Origin of the sequence: Leifsonia sp. NPDC058292, from assembly GCF_042880955.1 — a bacterium.
Classification (GTDB): domain Bacteria; phylum Actinomycetota; class Actinomycetes; order Actinomycetales; family Microbacteriaceae; genus Leifsonia.
In genome coordinates this window covers 1-21,179 of sequence record NZ_JBHVYL010000050.1, presented here as the reverse complement: position 1 = coordinate 21,179, position 21,179 = coordinate 1, and the positions used below count along the sequence as shown (strand labels likewise).

General features: G+C 69.6%; 21 protein-coding genes and 2 pseudogenes. 11 read left to right on the top strand and 12 right to left on the bottom strand.

Going from position 1 to position 21,179, the window contains the following annotated elements; translation table 11 throughout:
- Positions 1–84: 84 nt before the first annotated feature.
- From nagA (ACFVWR_RS17700) to purU, 3 genes are read right to left on the bottom strand one after another with little or no spacing between them, the layout of a single operon-like run.
- Positions 85–1,239 (bottom strand): N-acetylglucosamine-6-phosphate deacetylase, encoded by a 1,155-nt coding sequence (gene nagA, locus ACFVWR_RS17700; protein ID WP_387215220.1) that lies wholly within the window; start codon positions 1,237–1,239, stop codon positions 85–87.
- Positions 1,236–1,595, bottom strand: a complete 360-nt coding sequence (locus ACFVWR_RS17695) for a YrdB family protein (RefSeq protein WP_387215217.1) — start codon at positions 1,593–1,595, stop codon at positions 1,236–1,238. The genes nagA (ACFVWR_RS17700) and ACFVWR_RS17695 overlap by 4 nt, the downstream gene beginning before the upstream one ends.
- A 41-nt stretch (positions 1,596–1,636) precedes the next feature.
- Positions 1,637–2,518 (bottom strand): formyltetrahydrofolate deformylase, encoded by an 882-nt coding sequence (gene purU / locus ACFVWR_RS17690; RefSeq protein WP_387215214.1) that lies wholly within the window; start codon positions 2,516–2,518, stop codon positions 1,637–1,639.
- 62 nt (positions 2,519–2,580) lie between these two features.
- On the opposite strand from purU, the gene ACFVWR_RS17685 reads away from it, so the two are divergent.
- From ACFVWR_RS17685 to ACFVWR_RS17665, 5 genes are all read left to right on the top strand, one after another.
- The gene (locus tag ACFVWR_RS17685) at positions 2,581–2,829 is read left to right on the top strand and encodes a hypothetical protein (RefSeq protein ID WP_387215211.1); all 249 of its coding nucleotides are present in this window, start codon (positions 2,581–2,583) and stop codon (positions 2,827–2,829) included.
- Between the two features lie 2 nt (positions 2,830–2,831).
- Positions 2,832–3,248, top strand: a complete 417-nt coding sequence (locus tag ACFVWR_RS17680) for a type II toxin-antitoxin system VapC family toxin (protein WP_387215208.1) — start codon at positions 2,832–2,834, stop codon at positions 3,246–3,248.
- Between the two features lie 72 nt (positions 3,249–3,320).
- Positions 3,321–4,793 (top strand): purine-cytosine permease family protein, encoded by a 1,473-nt coding sequence (locus ACFVWR_RS17675; protein ID WP_387215205.1) that lies wholly within the window; start codon positions 3,321–3,323, stop codon positions 4,791–4,793.
- Positions 4,790–5,341 (top strand): cysteine hydrolase family protein, encoded by a 552-nt coding sequence (locus ACFVWR_RS17670; RefSeq protein ID WP_387215202.1) that lies wholly within the window; start codon positions 4,790–4,792, stop codon positions 5,339–5,341. The genes ACFVWR_RS17675 and ACFVWR_RS17670 overlap by 4 nt, the downstream gene beginning before the upstream one ends.
- Before the next feature lie 120 nt (positions 5,342–5,461).
- Entirely contained in the window at positions 5,462–6,679 is a 1,218-nt protein-coding gene (locus ACFVWR_RS17665) for an MFS transporter (protein WP_387215200.1), read from the top strand.
- Between the two features lie 69 nt (positions 6,680–6,748).
- Here ACFVWR_RS17665 and ACFVWR_RS17660 read toward each other — a convergent pair whose 3' ends face one another.
- Positions 6,749–7,351 carry a TetR/AcrR family transcriptional regulator gene (locus tag ACFVWR_RS17660; RefSeq protein ID WP_387215197.1) on the bottom strand — a complete coding sequence of 201 codons (603 nt, stop codon included), beginning with the start codon at positions 7,349–7,351 and terminating at the stop codon, positions 6,749–6,751.
- A gap of 29 nt (positions 7,352–7,380) precedes the next feature.
- On the opposite strand from ACFVWR_RS17660, the pseudogene ACFVWR_RS17655 reads away from it, so the two are divergent.
- Positions 7,381–7,620, top strand: a pseudogene (locus ACFVWR_RS17655) (SDR family NAD(P)-dependent oxidoreductase); the annotation flags it as partial.
- 125 nt (positions 7,621–7,745) lie between these two features.
- Positions 7,746–7,901, top strand: a pseudogene (locus ACFVWR_RS17650) (SDR family oxidoreductase); the annotation flags it as partial.
- Between the two features lie 59 nt (positions 7,902–7,960).
- Here ACFVWR_RS17650 and ACFVWR_RS17645 read toward each other — a convergent pair.
- Complete coding sequence (locus ACFVWR_RS17645; RefSeq protein WP_387215194.1) at positions 7,961–8,512, bottom strand: cysteine hydrolase family protein; 552 nt, start codon at positions 8,510–8,512, stop codon at positions 7,961–7,963.
- 55 nt (positions 8,513–8,567) lie between these two features.
- Here ACFVWR_RS17645 and ACFVWR_RS17640 point away from each other — a divergent pair, with 55 nt between their 5' ends.
- Together ACFVWR_RS17640 and ACFVWR_RS17635 are read left to right on the top strand one after the other, a co-directional pair.
- Positions 8,568–9,005: a MarR family winged helix-turn-helix transcriptional regulator gene (locus ACFVWR_RS17640; protein ID WP_387215191.1), complete on the top strand. Its 438-nt coding sequence runs from the start codon at positions 8,568–8,570 to the stop codon at positions 9,003–9,005.
- Complete coding sequence (locus tag ACFVWR_RS17635) at positions 9,005–10,450, top strand: MFS transporter (protein WP_387215187.1); 1,446 nt, start codon at positions 9,005–9,007, stop codon at positions 10,448–10,450. The genes ACFVWR_RS17640 and ACFVWR_RS17635 overlap by 1 nt, the downstream gene beginning before the upstream one ends.
- A gap of 26 nt (positions 10,451–10,476) precedes the next feature.
- Here the strand turns inward: ACFVWR_RS17635 and ACFVWR_RS17630 are convergent, their stop codons facing one another.
- Entirely contained in the window at positions 10,477–12,675 is a 2,199-nt protein-coding gene (locus ACFVWR_RS17630; protein WP_387215184.1) for a sigma-70 family RNA polymerase sigma factor, read from the bottom strand.
- Between the two features lie 366 nt (positions 12,676–13,041).
- Here ACFVWR_RS17630 and ACFVWR_RS17625 point away from each other — a divergent pair, with 366 nt between their 5' ends.
- Positions 13,042–13,671 carry a phosphoribosylanthranilate isomerase gene (locus ACFVWR_RS17625; RefSeq protein ID WP_387215181.1) on the top strand — a complete coding sequence of 210 codons (630 nt, stop codon included), beginning with the start codon at positions 13,042–13,044 and terminating at the stop codon, positions 13,669–13,671.
- Between the two features lie 130 nt (positions 13,672–13,801).
- On the opposite strand, the gene nagA (ACFVWR_RS17620) is transcribed toward ACFVWR_RS17625, so the two are convergent.
- The 6 genes from nagA (ACFVWR_RS17620) to ACFVWR_RS17595 all read right to left on the bottom strand — a co-directional run bounded on the left by nagA (ACFVWR_RS17620) (position 13,802) and on the right by ACFVWR_RS17595 (position 19,518).
- Complete coding sequence (gene nagA, locus ACFVWR_RS17620) at positions 13,802–14,962, bottom strand: N-acetylglucosamine-6-phosphate deacetylase (RefSeq protein ID WP_387215178.1); 1,161 nt, start codon at positions 14,960–14,962, stop codon at positions 13,802–13,804.
- Positions 14,962–15,747 carry a DeoR/GlpR family DNA-binding transcription regulator gene (locus ACFVWR_RS17615; protein ID WP_387215175.1) on the bottom strand — a complete coding sequence of 262 codons (786 nt, stop codon included), beginning with the start codon at positions 15,745–15,747 and terminating at the stop codon, positions 14,962–14,964. Before ACFVWR_RS17615 ends, nagA (ACFVWR_RS17620) begins: the two co-directional genes overlap by 1 nt.
- 61 nt (positions 15,748–15,808) lie before the next feature.
- Positions 15,809–16,675: a ketose-bisphosphate aldolase gene (locus ACFVWR_RS17610; RefSeq protein ID WP_387215172.1), complete on the bottom strand. Its 867-nt coding sequence runs from the start codon at positions 16,673–16,675 to the stop codon at positions 15,809–15,811.
- A 22-nt stretch (positions 16,676–16,697) separates the two neighbouring features.
- Positions 16,698–17,624 (bottom strand): 1-phosphofructokinase family hexose kinase, encoded by a 927-nt coding sequence (locus ACFVWR_RS17605; RefSeq protein WP_387215169.1) that lies wholly within the window; start codon positions 17,622–17,624, stop codon positions 16,698–16,700.
- Positions 17,621–18,643, bottom strand: a complete 1,023-nt coding sequence (locus ACFVWR_RS17600) for an ROK family protein (protein WP_387215165.1) — start codon at positions 18,641–18,643, stop codon at positions 17,621–17,623. The genes ACFVWR_RS17605 and ACFVWR_RS17600 overlap by 4 nt, the downstream gene beginning before the upstream one ends.
- Positions 18,640–19,518 carry an SIS domain-containing protein gene (locus tag ACFVWR_RS17595; RefSeq protein ID WP_387215223.1) on the bottom strand — a complete coding sequence of 293 codons (879 nt, stop codon included), beginning with the start codon at positions 19,516–19,518 and terminating at the stop codon, positions 18,640–18,642. The genes ACFVWR_RS17600 and ACFVWR_RS17595 overlap by 4 nt, the downstream gene beginning before the upstream one ends.
- Before the next feature lie 352 nt (positions 19,519–19,870).
- On the opposite strand from ACFVWR_RS17595, the gene ACFVWR_RS17590 reads away from it, so the two are divergent.
- On the top strand, positions 19,871–21,112 hold the full coding sequence (locus ACFVWR_RS17590) for an extracellular solute-binding protein (RefSeq protein ID WP_387215162.1): 1,242 nt from the start codon (positions 19,871–19,873) through the stop codon (positions 21,110–21,112).
- The last annotated feature ends 67 nt before the right edge of the window (positions 21,113–21,179 follow it).

Genomic DNA, 21,179 nt, shown 5'->3' with positions numbered 1-21,179 from the left:
GCCGTTGGGCGTGTACGCCAGACGGCGTGTTGGGACCCCTCGATTGTGCGTGAGGTGCGTGTAGCGCGCGAGCGGAGCGTGGGGCTAGACGAGGGCGAGGCCGTCGGCGAACACGCGGCGCACGGTCCAGTCGTGGTCGAGGATGACGGCGTCGGCGGCGTAGCCGGCGTGCAACCGGCCGAGGCGGTGGTCTTCGCCGAGCGCGCGGGCCGGCGTCAGCGTCACGGCTTCCACCGCGCGCACCGGGTCGAGGCCGACGAGCGTGATCGCGTTGCGCAGGGCGACGTCTTGCGTGAGCGTCGATCCGGCGATCGTCGACGTGCCCGACAGCACCGCGAGGCCGTTGCGCACGGTGACGTTGAGCGAGCCGAGGCGGTAGTCGCCGTCGTGGGCGCCGGCGGCGGCCATCGCGTCGGTGACCAGGGCGACCCGGCCGGCAGCAGAGCCGAACATCATGTCGGCGACCTTCGGATGCACGTGCAGCCCGTCGAGGATCAGCTCGAGCGTGACGTCGGGGTTGTCGAACGCGGCGACCACGGGTCCAGGAGCCCGGTGGTGGATGCCGTTCATCGCGTTGAAAGCGTGGGTGAGCATCCGGGCGCCCACCTCGAACGCGCGCACGGTCTGCTCGTAGTCGGCGGAGGTGTGCCCGACGCTGACCGTCACGCCCGCTTCGATGAGGACGCCGATCGTCTCGAGCGCGTTGGGGAGCTCGGGGGCGATGGTGGCGACTCGCATGGTTCCGCGCGCCGCGCCGAGCAGCTCCTCGACCATCTCGGGGCCGGGATCGCGCAGGAACGTGGCGTCGTGGGCGCCCCGGCGCTCGGGGGCGAGGAAGGGGCCCTCGAGGTGCGAGCCGAGCACGAGCGGGTCGGACGCGGCGAGGTCGGCGACGATCGAGAGGCTCTCGCGCAGAGAGGCGAGGGGGTTGGCGACGTGGCTCACGAGCGAGCGAGTCGTGCCATGGCTGCGGTGCGTCGCGAGGCCTTCGAGCATCTGCTCCGGGCCGTCGTCGAACGGATGCCCGCCGCCGCCGTGGCAGTGCAGGTCGACGAACCCGGGGGTCAGCCAGTGGCCCCCCGCATCGACGACCTCGCGGCCCGCGCCCTGGGCTGCGGCGTGCCAGCCCGTGCCGTGACCGGTCGCCACGATGGTGCGCTCGTCGGAGACGAACCAGAAGTCGTCGACCAGGCCGTCGGCATCGAGCTTGCGGGCGCTGTGAACGACGAGGCCGGTCATGAGAACTCCTTGCGTCCGTTGATCACGCCGCTCACGGCCGCGATCACCGCGAACACGATGGCGACGACGGGTTGGCCGAGATCCCACCAAGCGAAAGCGGCTGCGGCCATGACGATGACTTCGACGATCGCCCGGCCGAACGGGTCGATGCGGAAAACTGCCTTCGGCGAGCGGAACAACGCCCACAGCACGATCGCGAGCGCCGGGGCGCCGATGCCGACGAGGATGTTCCACGGGACGGGCCAGGCGACGAAGCCCCAGAACCCGAGGGAGAAGATGGCGAACAGCTCCAGCAGAAAACGGAGGACGTCGTTCGGCCCGACCTTGACGTCGCCGGAACTCCTTGCATCAGTCACGAACCCAGTCTAGAGGCGGGCTCGGGCGCAGGTCGGCGGACTCAGCGGAAGATGATCGTGCGGGCGCCGTCGAGCAGCACCCTGTCTTCGGCGAACCACTTGACCGCCTGCGTGAGCGTGCGGCTCTCCTCATCCTGGCCGATAGCCACGAGCTCCGAGACGGTGCGCGAGTGGTCGACGCGCACGACGTTCTGCTCGATGATCGGACCCTCGTCGAGGTCGCTCGTGACGAAGTGCGCGGTGGCGCCGATCAGCTTCACCCCGCGGGCATGAGCCTGGCGATACGGGTTCGCACCCTTGAAGCCGGGAAGGAACGAGTGGTGGATGTTGATGGCCCGGCCCGCGAGGCGCTCGCACAGCTCGGGGGAGAGGATCTGCATGTAGCGCGCGAGCACCACGAGTTCGATGTCGTGCTCGTCGACCGCCTGCAGCACGCGCGCTTCGAAGGCGGCCTTGCTCTCCGCATCCGTCACGGCGCGCGACTCGAACGGAACACCGTAGAAGCCCGCGAGCTCGCGCAGGGTGCCGTGGTTCGAGAGCACCAGCGGGATCTCGATGGGCAGCTGCCCGGAGCGTCGGCGGAAGAGGAGGTCGTTGAGGCAGTGCGCGGCCGTCGACGCGAGCACCAGCGTTCGCACCGGGCGGCCGACGTTGTCGACGTGATGGCTCATCCCGAACGCCTCGACCACGGGGGCCAGCGCGCCCTCGAACTCGTCGCGGGTCGCCTCCGACTCCACCTGCAGGCGCATGAAGAAGCGCCCGGTGTCGGCGCTCGCGAACTGCTGGCTCTCCGTGATGTTGCCGCGCGCGGCCACGATCGCGCCGCTGACGGCGTGCACGATGCCGGGCTTGTCGGCGCAGCTGAAGGTGAGCACCCAGTGGTTGGGCTGGGCTTCCGCGGTCGGGCTGATACTGGAGGTCACTCGTTCAGGGTAGCGGGAGGGTGGTGCTAGCATTGTGCTAGCATATGGCGAAAGGAGGCGAAATGCCGACGCTGACTGTTCGCAACCTCGACGATGACACCAAGGCGCAACTCGCCGCGCTCGCCGCGAAGAACGGGCGCTCGATGGAAGCCGAGGCCCGGGTCATACTCGCCGAAGCGGTGCGCCGCAGCACGGTCGCCGCGGCCACCGGGCTCGGGTCGCGCATCCACGAGCGCTTCGCCGGACTGGGCGGGGATGCGGTGCTCCCCGAGCGAGCGCGCGACAAGCCGCGCGGAGCGAGCCTGGCGTGATCGTGCTCGACACGAACGTGGTCTCAGAGATGATGAGACCGCGGCCAGACCCTGTGGTGCTGGCCTGGCTCGACGCGCAGGTCAGCGACGGCGTGTTCATCACGGCGGTCACCGCGGCCGAGTTGCTGTACGGAGTCGAGCGGCTTGCGGCCGGGCACCGGCGTGCTGCCCTGGAGAATGCGATAGGTCAGCTGTTGGACATCGACTTCGGCGGCCGCATCCTTCCGTTCGACGCCATCGCAGCGGTCGAGTACGCCCGGATCGTCATCGAGTGCGAACGCTACGGACGACCGATCGGCATGGCGGATGCGATGATCGCCGCGTCATCGCTCGCTGCCGGTGTCGGCACGATCGCCACCCGCAACGTGTCGGATTTCCAGGACTCCGGCGCGCACATCGTCGACCCCTGGGCGACCTGACCCGCTGAGATGCACGAAGGCCGGCGCGCGCGGCCATTGACGCGGCGGCGCGCGGTGAAGTTGGATCAGTGCATGACGAGCGTAGGCGAGGACAGACCCGATCAGCCGGCCGCCCCCATCCAGGGGCTCGGCGTGGAGCTGAACGGGCTCAACACCATCCACGAGAGCGAGCGCAAAGGCAGGGCTCGCGACCTGTTCTGGCCGTGGTTCGGCGCCAACGTTTCGGTGTTCGGATTGAGCTACGGGTCGTTTCTGCTCGGGTTCGGCATCTCGTTCTGGCAGGCGACGATCGTCGGCGTGGTCGGAATCGTCATCTCGTTCCTGTTCTGCGGGTTCATCTCGCTCGCCGGCAAGCGGGGTTCGGCGCCCACGATGGTGCTCAGCCGGGCCATGTTCGGGGTCGACGGCAACCGCCTGCCCTCCGTGCTGTCGTGGCTGCTCACCGTGGGCTGGGAGACGGTGCTGACGGCGCTGGCGGTGCTCGCCACCGCGACCGTGTTCGAGCAGCTCGGCTGGGAGGGTGGCGTGGCCACCAAGGTCGTCGCGCTCATCGTGGTCGCGGCACTGATCATCGCCGGAGGTGTGATCGGGTTCCACCTGATCATGCGGATGCAGAAGATCATCACCGTCGTCACGGGCGTGCTCACGGTGGTGTACATCGTGCTCGTGCTGGGGCACATCGACCTCGGTGCGGTGTCGGCTCTGCCGTCGGGGTCGTTCCCGCAGGTGATCGGCGGCTTCGTCTTCATGCTCACCGGGTTCGGCCTCGGCTGGGTGAACGCGGCGGCGGACTACTCGCGGTACCTGCCGCGGGCGACGCGGAGCGCGGGTGTGGTCGGCTGGACGACGTTCGGGTCGTCGCTGGCGCCGGTCATCCTGCTGATCTTCGGTGTGCTGCTCGCCGGCTCGTCCGCAGACCTCAACAAGGCCATCGCCGCCGATCCGATCGGTGCGCTGGCTTCGCTGCTCCCCACCTGGTTCCTGGTTCCCTTCGTGATCGTCGCGGTGCTGGGGTTGGTCGGCGGGGCCGTGCTCGACATCTACTCCTCCGGACTGGCGCTGCTGAGTGCGGGGCTGCGTGCGCCGCGGTACGTCGCGGCCGGCATCGACGGCGTCATCATGACGATCGGCGCCATCTACGTCGTGTTCTTCGCCCCCGACTTCCTCGGGCCGTTCCAGGGGTTCCTCATCACACTCGGTGTGCCGATCGCTGCGTGGTGCGGCATCTTCATCGCCGACATCCAGCTGCGCAGACGTGACTACGCCGACAAGGAGCTCTACGACCGGCGCGGGCGCTACGGCAGCGTGCGGTGGGCGCCGATCGCACTCGTCGTCGTCGGCACGGCGCTCGGCTGGGGGCTGGTCACCAGTTCGGTCTCCTGGCTCGGCTGGCAGGGCTACCTGTTCGACGCTTTCGGCCTGGGCGGCAGGAGCGGCGATTGGGCCTACGCCAACCTCGGTGTTTTGGTGGCGCTGGTCATCGGCTACCTCGGCACGCTGATCTTCAGCCGCGCGACGGTTCGCCGGCAGGAGGCTCTGGCGTGACGGGGGAGCCGTACCTCGTCGTCATCGACATGCAGAACGTGTTCGGCGACCCTGAGAGCGACTGGTTCACTCCCGGGTTCGCCGCCGCGGCACGCACCATCGAACGGATGCTGCCGAGCTTCGCCGGCCGGGTGATCTGCTCCCGGTTCGTCGCTCCTGAGCATCCGGAGGGCGCCTGGAAGCCGTACTACGAGCAGTGGCCCTTCGCGCTCGTGCCGGCCGATGACCCGCTCTACGACCTGGTCGCCGCGGTCGACGCTCCCGGCCGGGTGGTGGTCACCGAGACGACGTTCGGCAAGTGGGGTGAAGCTCTGCGGGCCGCGCTGGGCGGGTGCACGGAGGTCGTGCTCGTCGGTGTCTCGACCGACTGCTGCGTGCTGTCGACGGCGCTCCCGGCCGCGGACGCGGGGGTGCACGTGCGGGTGGTGGCCGACGGATGCGCGGGCCTCAGCGAGGCGGATCACCAGCGCGCTCTCGACGCCATGGCGCTGTACGCCCCGCTGATCGAGATCACCGACTCTCAGACGGTGCTCGCGGGCATCCGCTAAACTCGGTTCTGGTCGCCGGGTATCGAGCGGCCCTGGGCGCGCACATCGGCGCGTAGTCGACCCGCCGCTCGTGAGACACTCGGAATGGCCGGGGAACGCCGTTCGTTGGACAGTCTCGTCATGTCTGCCACTTCAACGTCGCCAATCAACACCGTGCACAAGTTTCCCTGGGTGGGGCTGCTCGCCCTCGCGGGCGCCGTCTTCCTCTCGGTCACCAGTGAGATGATCCCGACCGGGCTGCTGCCCGACATGAGCCGTTCGCTCGGTGTCAGCGAAGCCCAGATCGGCCTTCTGGTCACGGTCTTCGCCTTCACCGTCGTGATCACGAGCACCCCGCTGACGGCGCTCACCAAACGCTGGCCGAGGCACGGGATGATCGTGGGCATCCTCGTGGTGCTGGCCATCAGCAACCTGCTCACCGCCTTCGCACCCGACTACGTGTTCGTCGTGATCTCGCGCATCGCGGGCGGAGTCGCGCACGGGATGTTCTGGTCGATCGTCGGCGCGTACGCCGGGCATCTGGTGCCCAAGGAGCAGATCGGCCGCGCGGTCTCGATCACACTCGGTGGCGGAACGCTCGCGTTCGTGTTCGGTGTTCCGCTCGGAACGTTCGCCGGGCACGTGTTCGGCTGGCGGTTGTCGTTCGGCTTCCTCGCCGTGCTCATGCTCGTCGGCGCTGCGATGGTGTGGAAGTTCCTGCCCAAGGTGGAGCGCGACGAAGACGCCCAGCCGCGCCCGCGCGGCGGACGGGCGCGCGCGAAGGACGCCACCGTGGTGGCGGTGATCATGGTCTGCCTCGTGGCCGCGGTCACGATGATCGGGCACTACGCGTTCTACACGTTCGTCGTGCCTTTCCTGACCGACGCGATGGGTGTTCCGGCCGGCAACGTCGGCGCCCTGCTGTTCCTCTACGGCATCGCCGGTGCCGCCGGGCTTGTGCTCGCCGGGTCGGTTCTCGGGCCACGGCCGCAGTTCGGGCTCATCCTCGCTCTCGTGGTCACCGGCATCGCTGTGGCCGCGCTCGCCGTGTTCGCCGCCACGCCGGTGCTCGCCCTCACCGCGTTCATCGTGTGGGGCCTCGCCTTCGGCGCTTTGCCTCCGCTGCTTCAGACCCGTTTGCTGCACACCTCATCCCCGGCTTTCCGCGACACCGCGAGCGCGCTCTACACGACCGCGTTCAACGTCGGGATCGGCGGCGGTGCGCTGCTCGGCTCGATCGTGTTCGACGCCGGCGGACTGATGGTGCTTCCCTCCCTCTACATCGGCTTGCTGGTCGTCTCGCTCGTGCTGGTGCTCGTGATCGGGCGCATGACGCGGGCTAGGGCGCGGGCGGTGTGACCAGTCCGGACCGGCATTCTCGGAGCACGCGGGGCTTGCTGGCAGAATCAGGGTCCGGCGTGTTTCGGTTCAGATGATGAAGAGGCTGCAGGCGTCTTCGATCAAGCTGTCGACGGCCTCCGCAGGCAGACTCCCTGCGGCGGCAAATGCGGCCACGCCTTGCATGGTCGCGATGATCAGCGGCTTCAGGCGGTCGGGTTCGAGACGGCGAAGGCTCCTTCGCCCCAAGCCCTCCTCGACGAGGGACCCGAAGGTGTCGTACAGCACACTCCTCGCCTCTTGGAGCGCTGCGGAGCCGACGCCCTTCCCGCTCGTGAACATGACGTCCACGAGTGCCGGGCTCTCGATGGCGAAGCGCACGAATGCGGTAGCGAACGCTCGGAGCCGCCCATCGAAGTCGTCGCCGGCTTCCTCCGTGGCTCGGATCACCGCACGGCCGAGCCGTTCGTAGCCTGTCGCTGCAAGCGCCACGAGCAGAGCCTCCCGATCGGGGAAGTGTCTACTGGGCGCAGCATGGCTGACACCCGCGCGCCGGGCGAGGTCGCGGAGCGTGACCTGCTCGACGCCCTCCTCGCGCAGCACCTTTTCCGCCGTGACGAGCAGTTCGTCGCGAAGGTTCCCGTGGTGGTACGCGCGTCGGCCACTCGCGCCGCGGGTATTTGATGTAGTCATTGACAACACAATAGCTAGGATACCGCGTCGCAATCACCGGGCAGGGGGCTGCGAGCACCGCGCGAGCACGCGCCGAGCTTCCCGACGATGTACTCGTGCTCCAGTCGGATTCACGCTCTTTGGACGACACGGCACGCATGATCGACGAGGTCCGAGACCACTTCGGCCAGTTGACCACCCTGTTCGTCAACGCCGGAGTCAGCCGGGCGACGCCACTCGGTTCCGTCGACGAGCAGACCTGGGATGACGTGCTCGGCATCAACACGAAGGGCGCGTTTCTTCACCGTCCAGGGCGCCCTCCCCCTGCTCGTCGACGGCGCAGCCATCGTCTTCACCGTCGGCATCGGCGCGACGCCGCCGTACGGCATAGCCGGCGTCCGCGGAGGCCGCCGACGCGCAGAAGCGGGCCCTCGCCTCCCGCATCCCGCTCGGCCGACTCGGCGACGCGAGCGAGATCGCCGAAACCGTCGCCTTCCTCGCCTCAGACGGCGCCACCTATCTGACCGGGCAGAACATCGTGGTCGCCGGCGGCAGCGGGCTGGCCGTGTAGCCGCACGTTCAGAACGCACTCCCAGGGGCAGCGCCACAGCCGTGCCATCAAGGGGTCGATCAGCGGGAGAGAGCCCACTCGTCGACGGTGGTGACGGTGGCCTGGCGTGGGAAGATCTTCTCCGTGAGCACGCGGTGCACCTCGGGGTCGAGATCGCCGCAGGCGTCGGCCAGCACGGTGAGACGGAAGTCGAGGTCGGCCGCCTGGCGCACGGTGGAGAGCACGACGCCGCTGGTCGCGATGCCTGTCAGCACGAGTTCGTCGGCGCCGAGGCCGCGCAGCAGCACCGCCAGGTCACTGCCCGCGAACGCCGAGACGCGCTTCTTCACGACGACCGGCTCGTCGTCGCCCGGCGCAAGGCGGTCGATGATCTGCGTTCCCGGGCTGTCCAGGAGCATGGTGTCGCCCGCGGCGGACGCGCCGCTGAACGCGCGGTTGGATGCGGCCACCTCGGGATAGCCGCGGCGGAAGGCCACGCGTACGAACAGCGGCGGGATGCCGTTGTCGCGCGCGACGTCAAGTGCGCGAGCCGCAGCATCCACAGCCCCTTCGAGGCCGGGGCGGCCGGCGATGCCGTTCTGGAAGTCCATCAGCAGGAGGGCGGTGGTCATCGGGGATCCTTTCGGCAATCTGGACAGGTGCAACTGTGCAGTTTAGACTGTTGATATGAGTCAAGGGCAACCGGATGTGGCACCGCAGCAGATCGCCGTCGACCTGCGGGCGGTTCTGGCCCGGCTGCTCCGCAAGCTGCGGGAGGCGACGGCCGACGCGATCACCCCCTCCCAAGCCTCGGCGCTGTCGCGGTTGAGCAAGGGCGGCGTCTCGACGGTGAGCGCGCTCGCGATGGCCGAGCGCGTGAGGCCGCAGTCGATGGCGGCGATCGTGGAGTCGCTCGAAGGGCTGGGCTTCGTCACCCGCAGTCAGGATCCCAACGACGGGCGCCGGCAGATCGTCGACCTGACCGACACGGGATGGGAGCAGGTCGCCGGCCAGAAGGAGGCAGGCCTCGCGTGGCTCGACGAGGCCCTCGCGCAGCAGGTGTCGAAAGCCGAGCTCATCACGCTCGCCGCGGCCACGGCCATCCTCGAACGGATCCTCGACTGATGGCGCTCACTCTCAAGCTGAAACCTGCTCCGCCCGGCCGCTTCGATCGGCGCCTGCTCGCGCCGATGATGCTCGGGGCGGTTCTCAACCCCATCAACACCGCGATCATCGCGGTCGCCCTCGCGCCCATCGGCATCGCGCTCGGCGCTCCGGCGTCGGAGACGGTGTGGCTGGTCTCGGCCCTCTATCTCGCCACCGCGATCGGCCAGCCGCTGGTGGGCCGGCTGGTCGATGTCTACGGCGTGAAACGGCTCTTCCTCGCGGGAGGCGCCCTGGTGGCGGTCGCGGGTGCGATCGGTCTGGTCATCCCGGTCTCGCACGACAGCATCTGGTGGCTGGTCGTCGCGCGCGTCGTACTGGGCCTCGGCACCTGCGCGGGTTATCCGGCCGCGATGCACATGATCCGCGCCGAAGGTCAACGCACCGGTGTGGCATCGCCGGCCGTCATCCTCACGGTGCTGTCGGTGACCACCCAGACGGTCGCCGTCATCGGCCCTACTCTCGGCGGCCTGCTCATCGGGGCCTGGGGATGGCGGGCCACCTTCGCAGTGAACCTTCCGCTGGGCGTCGCGAGCGTGATCCTCGGGTGGATCCTGCTCCCGCGGGTCACCGGGCTCGAACCGCCCCGCGATCAGCGTCCGCGCATCGACACCCTCGGCATCGTCTTCTTCGCGGTGACGATGCTCGCCCTGCTGCTCTTTCTGCAGAACATCGGGGTGGGAACGCTCTGGATGCTCGCCGTGGCACTCGTCGCCGGCGTCGGCTTGGTCTGGTGGGAGCTGAGAGTGGACGCGCCCTTCATCGATCTGCGGGTGCTCGGCGGCAACGGGCCCCTGCTCCTCACCTACACCCGTTCGCTCCTCACTGCGACGATCTCGTACACCTTCGTCTACGGCTTCACCCAGTGGCTGGAGGAGGGGCGAGCGCTCAGCCCCACCGCCGCGGGGCTGGTGCTGCTCCCGGTGTTCGCCGCCGGCATCGTCGTGGCACTCGCTTTCGGACGCCGCCCCGAGGTGCTCTGGAAGCTCATCATCGGCTCGATCGCCCAGCTAGCCGCCGGCATCCTCGTGCTCTTCATGGCCGGCGCCACGCCGATCTGGTTCCTCGTGGTGACGATGCTGGTGCTCGGCATCCCCCAAGGCCTGAACAATCTCGCCATCCAGAACACTCTCTACCACCAGGCGGAACCGGAGCGCATCGCATCTTCAGCCGGCCTGCTGCGCACGTTCTTCTACCTCGGCGCGATCGTCGCCTCCGTCGTCTACGGCAACGCCTACGGCGCCCACGCCACCACCGGAGGCCTGCACGTGCTCGGCTGGGTCGTCGTCGGCATCTCCGTGGTCTTCCTGCTGATCACGGTGCTGGACCGCAGCCTTCGCACCATCGGGCGGGAGACCGCCGACGGGGCGGCGGAGCGGTCAGACGTGCAGCAACAGCGGAGCTGAGCGACGCGAACGCCCGCGGCGACGGGTCAGAGCAGCTCGACCGGAACCTGCACGGCCGGGCCGGTGCGGGCATCCGGTGAGCCGCCCAGCTCCACGTAAGAGGCTCCGATCTGGTGGGTTCCCTGCGCGATCCAGAGGTAGGTTCCGATGCCCGTTCCGCTCGAATCGAGGGTGATCACGAAGTCGGTCGGAGCGCCGTCGGCGACGACCCGCACGGAGCTGCCCGGGGCGCCGGTGATCACGAGAAGCACGAGACCGAGACCGCCGGACGCCGAGACCTGTGGGGTGCGCAACTCGCCCCGCACCGGCTCGCTCGGAGCGGAGACGTTGCCCACCGCATCCGTCTGTCGCGCGCTGAGGGCATAGGCGGTGGCCGTGCCGGTGAGCTGTCCCGTGTGCCAGGCGCCGTTCCCGTCGGCCACCGTGGTGGCGAGCACGGTCTCCTGGTCGAGAACGTCGACCGTCGCTCCCGGTTCGGCGGTTCCCGACACGATCGGAAAGTAGAGACCGTCGGCGCCCAGGTCGACGCTGCTGACGACCGGTGGCAGCGCGGTGCGGTCGATCGTGAGGGTTCGCAGAGCGGTGGGAGAGACGCCGCCGGCCGTCGACTGCGTGAACTGCAGGCTCCATGCGCCGTCGCTCAACGCGCTCAGGTCGACCTCGAGCGCCCAGGCGCCGTCGGCGTTCGTCTCCGTGCTGCCGAGTGTGGGGGAGAGGGATGCGCGCGCGGCCGGAGCGGAGGCCGTCACGCTGATGACCGCGCCCGGCTCGGCGGTTCCGGATGCGGGCAGTGACAGGGCGGCGGTGGTGAGTGACGCATCCGCTGGGTTCGCGATGGCGGGGGCGGTGGGGGGAGACGCCGGATCGACGGGGGTGGTCGGTGTGGTCGGAGTGGTCGGCGTGGTGGGCGTGACCGGAGCGACCGGAGTCGTCGGCGTTCCCGGGTCACCGGGCGCGTCTGTCGAGGGCGGGACCGAGGGCGCGCCGTTCGGGCTGTCGGCGACAGCCGGGGGAGCGAGCGTCGGCTGCTGCGTCGGCAAGGTCGTGTCTGGAGCCGTGCTCTCCGTCGGCGCGGTCTGCTTGGTGCCGGCGGCCGGCGCCTGGGCGACGACCGGGGCATCCAGATGCGGGAAGAGCTGAGAGATCAGTGGGCCGCCGAACACCGCGGCCGCAGCGACGGATGCCGCCACCAGCAGCCCCGTCACGACCATCCCGGTGATGGGGGCGCCGGCGGCGACCGTCGCTGCCGCTGCACCACCGGCAGCCGTCGCACCCGCCGTGGTGGTGGTGCTGCCGGCCGCCGTGCTGGCGCTGCCCGCCGTGGTGGTGGCACCCGCGGTCGCCGAGCCAGCGGTCGTCGAGCCTGCGGTCGTCGAGCCGGCGGTCGCCGCGGCCGGGAGGGCGGCTCCGGATGCGCCGAGCGCGTAACTGACGGCGTTCGCGCCGGTCTGGGTCCAGGCCGCGTAGGCGACCGCGCCGCCGGCGCCGATCGTCAGCGGCAGCAGCACGAGCGCGAGCCGCGAGCCGACCTCGTGAGCTTCAGAAGCGACGATGGTGCAGCGGGCGCACTCGGAGAGATGCATCTCGAGTTTGGCCGTGTCCCGCTTCCCCAGGCCGTTGCGCGCGTAGGCGCCGAGGCGCTCGGTGGTCCACCGGCAGTCGGAGCCTTCGACAGTCGAGGCGATGTGTGCCTGGATCCAGGCCTGGCGCAGCCCTTCGCGGGCGCGGTAGGCGAGCGCGGCGACGGCGTTGGGCTTCATCCCCAGCAGCGGCGCCACATCCTGCGGCGTCATCGCTTCGACCTCGCAATACCAGAGCACCTCCTGCCAGCGCGTCGGCAGGCTGCGGAAGGCCTGTGCCGTGAGCGAGCGGTCGAGCGCTGCCATCGTGCCGGCCTCACTGAAGGCGGGGTCTTCGATCGTGTCGGCATCGTCGATCGGGGATTCGCGCCTCGAGCGCCCCCACGACGACGCCAGGTTGCGCACGGTGGTGAACAGATAGGCGCGGAACGCGCTCTTCGGCCCGCCACCGGTGGCGATCGCCTGATAGATGTTCGCGTAGGCCTCGGAGACCAGGTCGTCGGCGTCGAACGAGTCGGTGAACGAGCGCGCGACGGTGAGCCCGGCGCGGGCGTGGCGGCGCCACAGTTCGGCGAAAGCGTCCCTGTCGCCGGAGCGCGTGAGCTCGACGAGCTCGGCGTCCGACCGGTGGGTGAGGTGCGACACGGTCGAAGGTCCCTTCACTGGTCGTCGATGTTCGGGTCCGACGGCACAGTGTTCCCCATTATGCCCGATCAACGCAGAAAAGCGAGGGGGTTTCGGGTGATCTCCCGGGTGGCGGAAAAACCTCGAGAAGTGGCGTCATGATCCGGCCGGCTGTGCGTCTCTCAAGCGTGATCCGTCTTCAGGACGGCGCCGTGCCGCGGACGAGATATTCGGCCCATCCCGCGGCCGAGGCCGACCGCCATCCGAACGGCGGCCGGATCCGGTGGGGGCGTCACCGTGGTGGGGGCCACGACGACGGTGCCGGAGGATCGGCGGGCCGGACCCGACAGTCCGGCCCGCCCCCTGCGCGCCGCTAGCCTGGAACGCATGTGGGTGAAGGTGTGCGGACTCACCGATGCCGAGTCGGTGGAGGCGGCGGTGTCGGCGGGAGCGGACGCCGTCGGTTTCGTGTTCGCGCCGGGCAGCCCGCGGCTGGTGGATGCGTTGGTCGCGCGAGACCTCGCCGCCCGGGCGGTCACTCGAGCGGGTGCACGGGAACGGCAGACGGGAGTGCTCACCGTCGGCGTGTTCCGCAACCAGCCGGTGGCGGAGGTCGCGCGTCTCGCGACCGAGGCCGGGCTCGATGTCGTGCAACTGCACGGCGCTGAGACCGCCGCGGACCATGCTGCGCTTCAGGCGCTGGGATGGCCGACCATCCGGGCGATGGCCGCGCGGGATTACACCCGGAGTGTGGATGCGGTGCCGCATCCGGCCGATCAGTTGCTGCTCGACGCGCCTGAGCCGGGTGCCGGCGAGACCTTCGACGGGGGACACCTCGTGACGGAGCCGCCCAATCGCGAGTGGATTCTGGCCGGGGGTCTGACCCCGCGGAACGTCGCCGACCGCATCCGTGAGCTGCAACCGTGGGGAGTCGACGTCTCGAGCGGGGTCGAGCTCGCCCCGGGCCGCAAGTCGCCCGAGCTCATCGCGCAGTTCGTGGCGGCCGCCCGGCGGTAGTGGCGTGGGGCGGCCTTCTCGCCGGCCCCGATTCGTGGTGAATGTGTCCGCTGCGGTCGAGTGTGGCCGGCAGAGCGGTCACACTCGACCGGAACGGCAACATTCGCGGGGAATGAGCCGGGGCGCGCGGCTAGCGCTGCACGGGCTCGCCGGCCGACCAGACCTGCAGCACGGCGAAGTCGTCGTCGAGGAGCACAGCGTCGGCGGCGAAGCCGGGCGCCAGGCGGCCGAGGCTCGCGGAGCGGCCGATCGCGGCGGCGGGCGTCTCGGTGAGCGCGAGCACGGCGTCTTCGACGCCCACGCCGACATCGTGCACCGCTCGGCGGAGGGCTTCGTCGAGGGTGAGGGTGGAGCCGGCGATCGAGCCGCCGTCGGCCAGGCGCGCGACGCCGTCGCGCACCGCCACAGCGAGAGAGCCGAGGATGTAGTCGCCGTCGCTCGAGCCGGCGGCGGCCATCGCGTCGGTGATGAGGGCGATGCGGCCGGGCGCTGAGGCGAAAGCGATGCGAACGACCTCGGGGTGCACGTGCACGCCGTCGTTGATGAGCTCGATGGTGACGCCCGGGGTGCGGGTGGCGGCCGCGACCGGGCCGGGGGCGCGGTGGTGGATGCCGTCCATGCCGTTGAAGGCATGTGTCAGGATGCTGGCGCCCGCGTCGAAGGCGGCGCGCGTCTGGTCGTAGCCCGCCCCGGTGTGCCCGACGGCGACGGCGACCCCGGCGTCGGTGAACGCGCGCACCGCATCCAGGCCGCCCGGCAATTCGGGCGCGAGCGTGATCTGCCGCAGCGTGCCGTCGGCGGCGTCGAGCAGGCGTGCGATGTCGGCGGGCGTGGCCGACCGCAGCAGGGTCGGGTCGTGCGCGCCCTTGTGACCCACCTCGAGGAACGGTCCCTCGAGATGGCTGCCGAGGATGCGGTGGTCGGTGCGACTCAGAGCGGCGACGGTCGCGACGCGGTCGGCGAGAGCGTCCACGGGTGCGGTGACGAGGGAGACGACGAACCGGGTGGTGCCGTGCCGCTGGTGCAGGTCGAGCGCGGTGCCGATCTCGGCGGCGCCATCGTCGAACGAGGCGCCCCCGCCGCCGTGCACGTGGATGTCGATGAAGCCGGGGGTCAACCAGGCGCCATCGGCGTCGACCACCGCGGTTGCGGGGTCGCCGGCGACCGCCGCGCGCCAGCTGTCGCCGACACCGGTGCCGCCGACGGAGTCGTCGTCGAAACGCACCCAGCCGCTGTGGATGACCTTCCCGTCGGTGACGAGCCGGGCGGAGTGGATGACGGTCGTAGGCATCAGGCGACGATAACTTCGATGCCGTGTTCGGCGAAGGCGGCGCGCTGCTCGGCGCTGATGCCGCTGTCGGTGATGAGGGTGCTCAGCACTTTCGGGCCTCCCAGGGTCGCGAAGGCTTTGCGGCCGATCTTGCTCGAGTCGGCCACGACCACGGCACGCGTCGCACGCCGGGCCATCAGCGAGTTGACGCTCGCCTCCCCTTCGTCGTGCACGGTCGCTCCAACGATCGGGTCGATGCCGTTCACGCCGATGAACGCGATGTCCATGGTGATCTTCTCGAGCACCACGTCGCTGTACGGTCCCACCAGCTCGTACGACCGGGCGTGCACGACCCCGCCGGTGACGACGGTCTTGATCTGGGGTCGCATCACCAACTGGGCCGCGATGTTGATGGCATTGGTGACCACGGTGAGATTCGGATGCGGCGAGGGCTCCATGAGGTCGGGCCTGGCGCCCAGAACGGTCGCCACCGCGGTGCTGGTCGTGCCGCCGCAGAGTCCGACGACGGCGCCGCGCGGAACCAGGGCGCTGGCCGCCTGGGCGATGCGCAGCTTCTCGGGCGCGTGCTGCTCGCGCTTGTACCGGATGGGCAGGTCGTAGGCCACCGACTGCCCGACGGCGCCGCCGCGGGTCCGGGTGAGCAGCTGCTGGGAGGCCAGCGCGTCGAGATCGCGCCGGGCCGTCGCCGCCGACACGTCGAGCTTCTCGACGATGTCGTCGACCTCGACCTGCCCTGACTCGGCCAGCAGGTCGAGCACGGCGTTCAGTCGCCCGGCCCGGTTCATCGCCGCCGCCCACGCGTGGGGATCGTCGTCTGCGGGTGCGTGCTCGCTTGCGTGTGTGTGCTCACCTGGAGGGCCTCTCGGGCGTGGCTCGATCCGTCACGGCGAACAGCGTGAGGAGGCGGGCCGCCTCGGCCGCCACCGCGGTGCGCCCCTCCCGCAGGTATTTGCGCGAGTCGACCACCTGGGGGTTGGCGTCGAGATAGCGGCGCACGGCGTCTGTGAAGAAACCGTTGAGGTGGGTGGAGACGTTGACCTTGGTGATGCCGGAGCGGATCGCCGACACGATCGTCTCATCCGATGCCCCCGAAGAGCCGTGCAACACGAGGGGAACCGGAATCGCGGCGTGCAGCCTGCCGATCAGGTCGAGGTCGAGGGATGCGGTGCGCTCGGTCATGGCGTGCGAGCTGCCGACGGCGACGGCGAGGGCGTCGACGCCGGTCTCGTCGACGAACCGGCGCGCCTCGTCGGGGTCGGTGCGCACTCCGGGAGCGTGTGCTCCGTCTTTGCCGCCGATCTCGCCGAGCTCCGCCTCGACGAGCACGTCGTTGGCGTGGGCGTACTCGACGACCCGCACGGTCGCCTCGACGTTGTGCTCGTAGTCGAGTTTCGCACCGTCGAACATGACGGAGCCGAAGCCGAGGTCGATTGCCGCCCGGGTGAGCTCTTCGTCTTCGGCGTGGTCGAGGTGCACGGCGACGGCTGCCTGCGAGCCTGCGGCGACGGCGAGCGTCGCTCGGGCGATCGGCTCCAGCCCGCCGTGGTAGGCGACGCAGTTCTGCGAGATCTGCAGGATGACGGGCAGCGCGGCATCCTCGGCGGCCGCCACGAGCGCTTCGGCGGTCTCGAGGTGGATCACGTTGAACGCACCGATACCGGTGCGGTGCGCGACCGCGGAATGGAGGAGGTCGGCGGTGGGAACGAGCGGCATCGATCGCCTTTCTGGCTTCGGGTCAGGAGGTGAGCTCGAGCTGGGATTCCAGCTCGGCGTACGACGGGTCGAGCTCGCCCGCGAGCGGGGCGAGCACAGCGGCAGCCGACCAGGCGGTCGCGCGCCGGAGGATCGTCTCGGGGTCGGTGATGCCCGCCGAGAGGCAAGTGGCCACGGCTGCGACCCCGGCGTCGCCTGCCCCTGTCGCGTTGCCGTGCAGCGGGTGGGGGAGGCGGGCGCGAAGAACGCTGGGGGCGTCGGATGCGGTGCGGCTGACGGCGAGCATCCCGAGCTCCCCGAGAGACACGAGCACCAGCCCGGCTCCGAGCGCGAGCAGCCGCGCGGCGCCGGCAACCGGATCGGTCTCGTCGGTGCTCTCGGTCAATTCGCGGCGGTTCGGCTTCAGCACCGAGGCGCCCGCCTCCGCGGCGAGCAGGAGACCGGGGCCGGTCGCATCCACGATGCTCGGGATGCCGTGCTCACCCGCGACCTCGACCAGCCGCGCGTAGAAGCCCTCGGGGGCGCCGGGAGGGAGGCTGCCGGACCCCACGATGCAGGTCGCGGCATCGGCGAGACGCTCGACCGCCGCGGCGATGGCCGCCCACTCGGTGCTCCGGAGGGGCGCTCCCGTCTCGTTGAAGATCGTCGTGAGTCCGCTGCCGTCGTCGACGATGGCGATGCTGCTGCGCGTTTGCTCCGAGACCGGGATCAGTTCGTGGGGAACGCCGCTCGCCATCAGGTCGTCGGCGAGCCGGAACCCGGCGGCGCCGCCGGCGGTGGTCAGCGCGAAGGCGTGGCCGCCGGTCTGGGTGATCACCCGGGCGACGTTGATGCCCTTGCCGCCGGCCCGCGTGGCCGGTGCGGCGACGCGGTGCGACTCCCCGACATCGAGCTCGCCGACGCGGTAAGTGATGTCGATGGCCGGATTCGGTGTGACGGTGAGGATCACGGTTGCGCCTCCAGTGGCCGGGAAGCGACCGCATCGCGGGCCGCGAGAAGATCGCGGGCGCGCAGCGCCGCCCCGATGACCCCGGCGTCCTCGCCGATGCTGGCGGGCAGGAGCAGCGGGCGGCGGTGGAAGGTGAGCAGGGCATCCAGCTTCGCGGTCAGCGGCTCGAACAATGCGGGACCGGCCTGGGAGAGACCACCGCCGATCACGATGGCCTGGGGGGCCAGCAGCGCGACGGTGTGCGAGAGGTCGAGCGCAAGGGCGTCGAGCGCGCTCTCCCAGATGAGAGCCGCGTCGGTGTCGCCGGCGTTGGCGCGGTCGAGAACCTCTTTGGCTCCGGCGACCGGCACGCCGGTTCGCGCGGTGTAGCGGCGGGCGATCGCGGCCGCCGAGGCGACGGCCTCGAGGCAGCCGCGTCCGCCGCAGGCGCACTCCGGGCCGTCCGCGACGCGGGAGTGCCCCATCTCGCCGGCCATGCCGCCACCGGCATACAACCGGCCACCGATGAAGATCGCGCCCGCTATGCCGGTGCCGATGGCCATGACGACCACATCGTCGAACGGCGCCGCGGCGCCGAGACGGTGCTCCGCCTCACCGGCTCCGCGAACGTCGTGGCTGAACGAAGCGGGCAGCCCGACGGCGGCTTCGACGCGATCGCGGAACGGGTAGTCGGTCCAGTCCAGATTCTCGGAGAAGACGCCGACCCCGGCTTCGTCGTCGACATGACCGGGGACGAGAAGGCCGAGCGCGCGTGGCTGCACGTCGGGGTGCTCCCGGCGGAATCGATCCGACAGCTCGGCGACGGCCTCGACCACCGCATCCGCCGTGCGCGGGCCGTCGTGCGGTGTTGCGCGACGCACGAGAGCCCGGATGGTGCCCGCCTCATCGACGAGGGCGGCCTTCATGTCGGTGCCGCCCACGTCGAACGCGAGCACGGCACTGCCGGCGCCGACGCTCACGCCCACGTCGGCGACGGGGCCGGATGGCGCACCGGCAACAGGGGACGACGGGGGTTTCACGAGGCCAGGATGACAGATCGGGTGAGGTTGCGGGGGTGATCCGGGTCGAGACCGAACCGCCGGGCGCGCGCCAGGGCGACGCGCTGGGCTCGCACGAGGTCGGCGAGGCTGTCGATCGAGGAGTTCTCGAAGTGGGCGCCGGTCGCAGCGACGTCGCCGGCGAGGCCGTCGGGGGCGTCGCCGAACATCCAGGTGACCCGGCCGGGCGCCGCGATCGCGATCGGGCCGTGGCGGTATTCCTTCGCCGGATACGACTCCGTCCACGATTGCGAGGCCTCGCGCATCTTGAGCGCGGCCTCGTGGGCGAGACCGACCGTCCAGTTGGTGCCGAGGAACGAGTACTGCTCGGCACCGAGCAGCGCCTCGGGCAGTTCTTCGGTCACGGCTTGGGCGGCCTCCGCGATGGCGGAGTCGAGGTCTTCGCCGAGAGAGGCACGGACAAACGCGAGAGCCGTGGTGGCGAACCGCGTCTGCACGACCGACTTCTCGTCGGCGAACGGCAGCTTCACGACGTCGTCGACGAGGCCGACCAGCGGAGTCTCGGGGTCGCCGACGATGCCGATCGTTCGTGACCTGGTGCCGGCGTCGCGCAGCCGGTCGAGCAACTCGAGCACTTCGGTGGTCGTACCCGACCGGGTGATGGCCACGATCGCGTCGTAATCGCGATCGACGAACGCCTCCGACGCGGCGAACGAGTCCGTGACGCCGAGTCCGGCGCTCTCGCGGAGAGCGGCGTACGACTGGGCCATGAACCAGGAGGTGCCGCAGCCGACCACGGCGATGCGTTCGCCGGCGGCGGGGAGGAGCTTCTGTTCCGTTCGCAACTCGGCCGCGTGTGCCCAGGTCTCCGGCTGCGACCGCAACTCGGCCTCCATGTGGGCACCCAACTGGGATGGTTCCGTCACTGTTCTTCTCCCGTTCCGACGTCGTGATCTCTCAATGATCGCTTATGAGCGATATGCGTGTCTAGTGATCATCTTCGATCGTTACGACGCCGGGTGAGGCGGCTATGTGATGGTCGTGTAAACGCCTTGTAACGATCTTCTGGCCTGTGCTTGACGGATGGGGAGCGGCACGCAATGATTCGATCATCAATTGAATGCAATTGTTTGTTTCGAGCACAAAAGAATCACAAAGCATCAATAACTTGCACCATCCCTGACGCACCGTCGCGCAGAAAGCTCCTTCATTTGTGACGGTCCGTTCCATTCGAGAGTGAGGAAGTCAATGAAGAAGTCACTGCGATGGGGGGCGGCGATCGCGACAGCGACCGTGGCCACCATGACGCTCGCGTCGTGCGGGTTCGGCGGCGGGTCGAACAACTCGTCGGGCGACACCAAGACGCTCACCCTGATGGTCGCCAGCTACTCCGACAACACCAAGGCGGAATGGCAGGGGATCATCAAGGACTTCGAGGCCAAGAACTCCGACATCAAGGTGAGCCTCGACGTTCAGTCGTGGAACGACATCAACAACGTGATCAAGACGAAGGTTCAGGCGGGCAAGCAGCCGGACATCCTGAACATCGACGCGTTCGCCGGCTTCGCCAGCGATGACCTGCTCTACCCGGCGAAAGACATCGTGTCGGCCAAGACCCTCGACGACTTCCAGCCCGCGTTCGCCAAGAACGCGAGCATCGACGGCACCCAGTACGGTCTGCCGTTCATCGCATCCGCCCGCGCGCTGTTCTACAACAAGGACATCTTCGCCAAGGCCGGCGTGAGCGGGCCGCCGAAGACGTGGGCCGACCTCGAGGCGGCGGCGGCCAAGATCAAAGCCGCCGGTGACATCGGCTACGGCATGCCCCTCGGCAGCGAAGAGGCGCAGGCCGAGACGGCCATCTGGTTCTACGGCGCCGGCGGCGGGTACGGCGACGCGAGCAAGCTCACGATCGACAGCCCCGAGAACGTCGAAGGGGCCACCGAGATGCAGAAGTTCATCACGGGCGGCCTGACCGAGCAGAACCCGGGTTCGACCGACCGCACGCCGCTGCTCAACGTGTTCGTGCAGGGCAAGATCGGCATGCAGGTCGGCCTTCCGCCGACCGTCGGCCAGATCAAGGAAAAGAACGCGAGTCTCAACTACGGCATCGCGCCGATCCCCACCAAAGACGGTTCGGCCTTCACGCTCGGCGTCGCCGACCACCTGATGGCGTTCAAGGGCAAGACCGACAAGACGGCGTCGATCAAGAAGTTCCTCGACTACTTCTACTCGGCCGACGTCTACACCAAGTGGGTCGGCGCCGAAGGCTTCCTGCCCACCACCAAGTCGGGTGCGGATGCAATGGCCTCCAACGAGACCATCAAGCCGTTCCTCGACCTCCTGCCTGACGCCAAGTTCTACCCGTCGACGAACCCGAACTGGGCCGCTGCCCAGGGAGCGATCCAGAGCCAGATCGGACAGCTCGGCCAGGGTGCGAAGCCGGAAGAACTGCTGAAGTCGATCCAGGCGAAGGCCGACGGCAAGTAGCCCGAACGGTATGAGCCACACCATCGATCCCGCATCGACCCCCGCGGAGGCGGCCACCGGCCGCCTC

What these genes read in the sequence shown, in the direction of transcription:
- ACFVWR_RS17640 (WP_387215191.1), top strand. Translation starts at nt 8,568, where the DNA reads ATGAGTCAAGGGCAACCGGATGTGGCACCGCAGCAGATCGCCGTCGAC.
- ACFVWR_RS17675 (WP_387215205.1), top strand. Translation starts at nt 3,321, where the DNA reads ATGACGAGCGTAGGCGAGGACAGACCCGATCAGCCGGCCGCCCCCATC.
- ACFVWR_RS17615 (WP_387215175.1), bottom strand. Translation starts at nt 15,747, where the DNA reads ATGAACCGGGCCGGGCGACTGAACGCCGTGCTCGACCTGCTGGCCGAG.
- ACFVWR_RS17610 (WP_387215172.1), bottom strand. Translation starts at nt 16,675, where the DNA reads ATGCCGCTCGTTCCCACCGCCGACCTCCTCCATTCCGCGGTCGCGCAC.
- ACFVWR_RS17625 (WP_387215181.1), top strand. Translation starts at nt 13,042, where the DNA reads ATGTGGGTGAAGGTGTGCGGACTCACCGATGCCGAGTCGGTGGAGGCG.
- ACFVWR_RS17645 (WP_387215194.1), bottom strand. Translation starts at nt 8,512, where the DNA reads ATGACCACCGCCCTCCTGCTGATGGACTTCCAGAACGGCATCGCCGGC.
- ACFVWR_RS17635 (WP_387215187.1), top strand. Translation starts at nt 9,005, where the DNA reads ATGGCGCTCACTCTCAAGCTGAAACCTGCTCCGCCCGGCCGCTTCGAT.
- ACFVWR_RS17665 (WP_387215200.1), top strand. Translation starts at nt 5,462, where the DNA reads ATGTCTGCCACTTCAACGTCGCCAATCAACACCGTGCACAAGTTTCCC.
- ACFVWR_RS17660 (WP_387215197.1), bottom strand. Translation starts at nt 7,351, where the DNA reads ATGACTACATCAAATACCCGCGGCGCGAGTGGCCGACGCGCGTACCAC.
- nagA (WP_387215220.1), bottom strand. Translation starts at nt 1,239, where the DNA reads ATGACCGGCCTCGTCGTTCACAGCGCCCGCAAGCTCGATGCCGACGGC.
- ACFVWR_RS17590 (WP_387215162.1), top strand. Translation starts at nt 19,871, where the DNA reads ATGAAGAAGTCACTGCGATGGGGGGCGGCGATCGCGACAGCGACCGTG.
- ACFVWR_RS17595 (WP_387215223.1), bottom strand. Translation starts at nt 19,518, where the DNA reads ATGGAGGCCGAGTTGCGGTCGCAGCCGGAGACCTGGGCACACGCGGCC.
- nagA (WP_387215178.1), bottom strand. Translation starts at nt 14,962, where the DNA reads ATGCCTACGACCGTCATCCACTCCGCCCGGCTCGTCACCGACGGGAAG.
- ACFVWR_RS17685 (WP_387215211.1), top strand. Translation starts at nt 2,581, where the DNA reads ATGCCGACGCTGACTGTTCGCAACCTCGACGATGACACCAAGGCGCAA.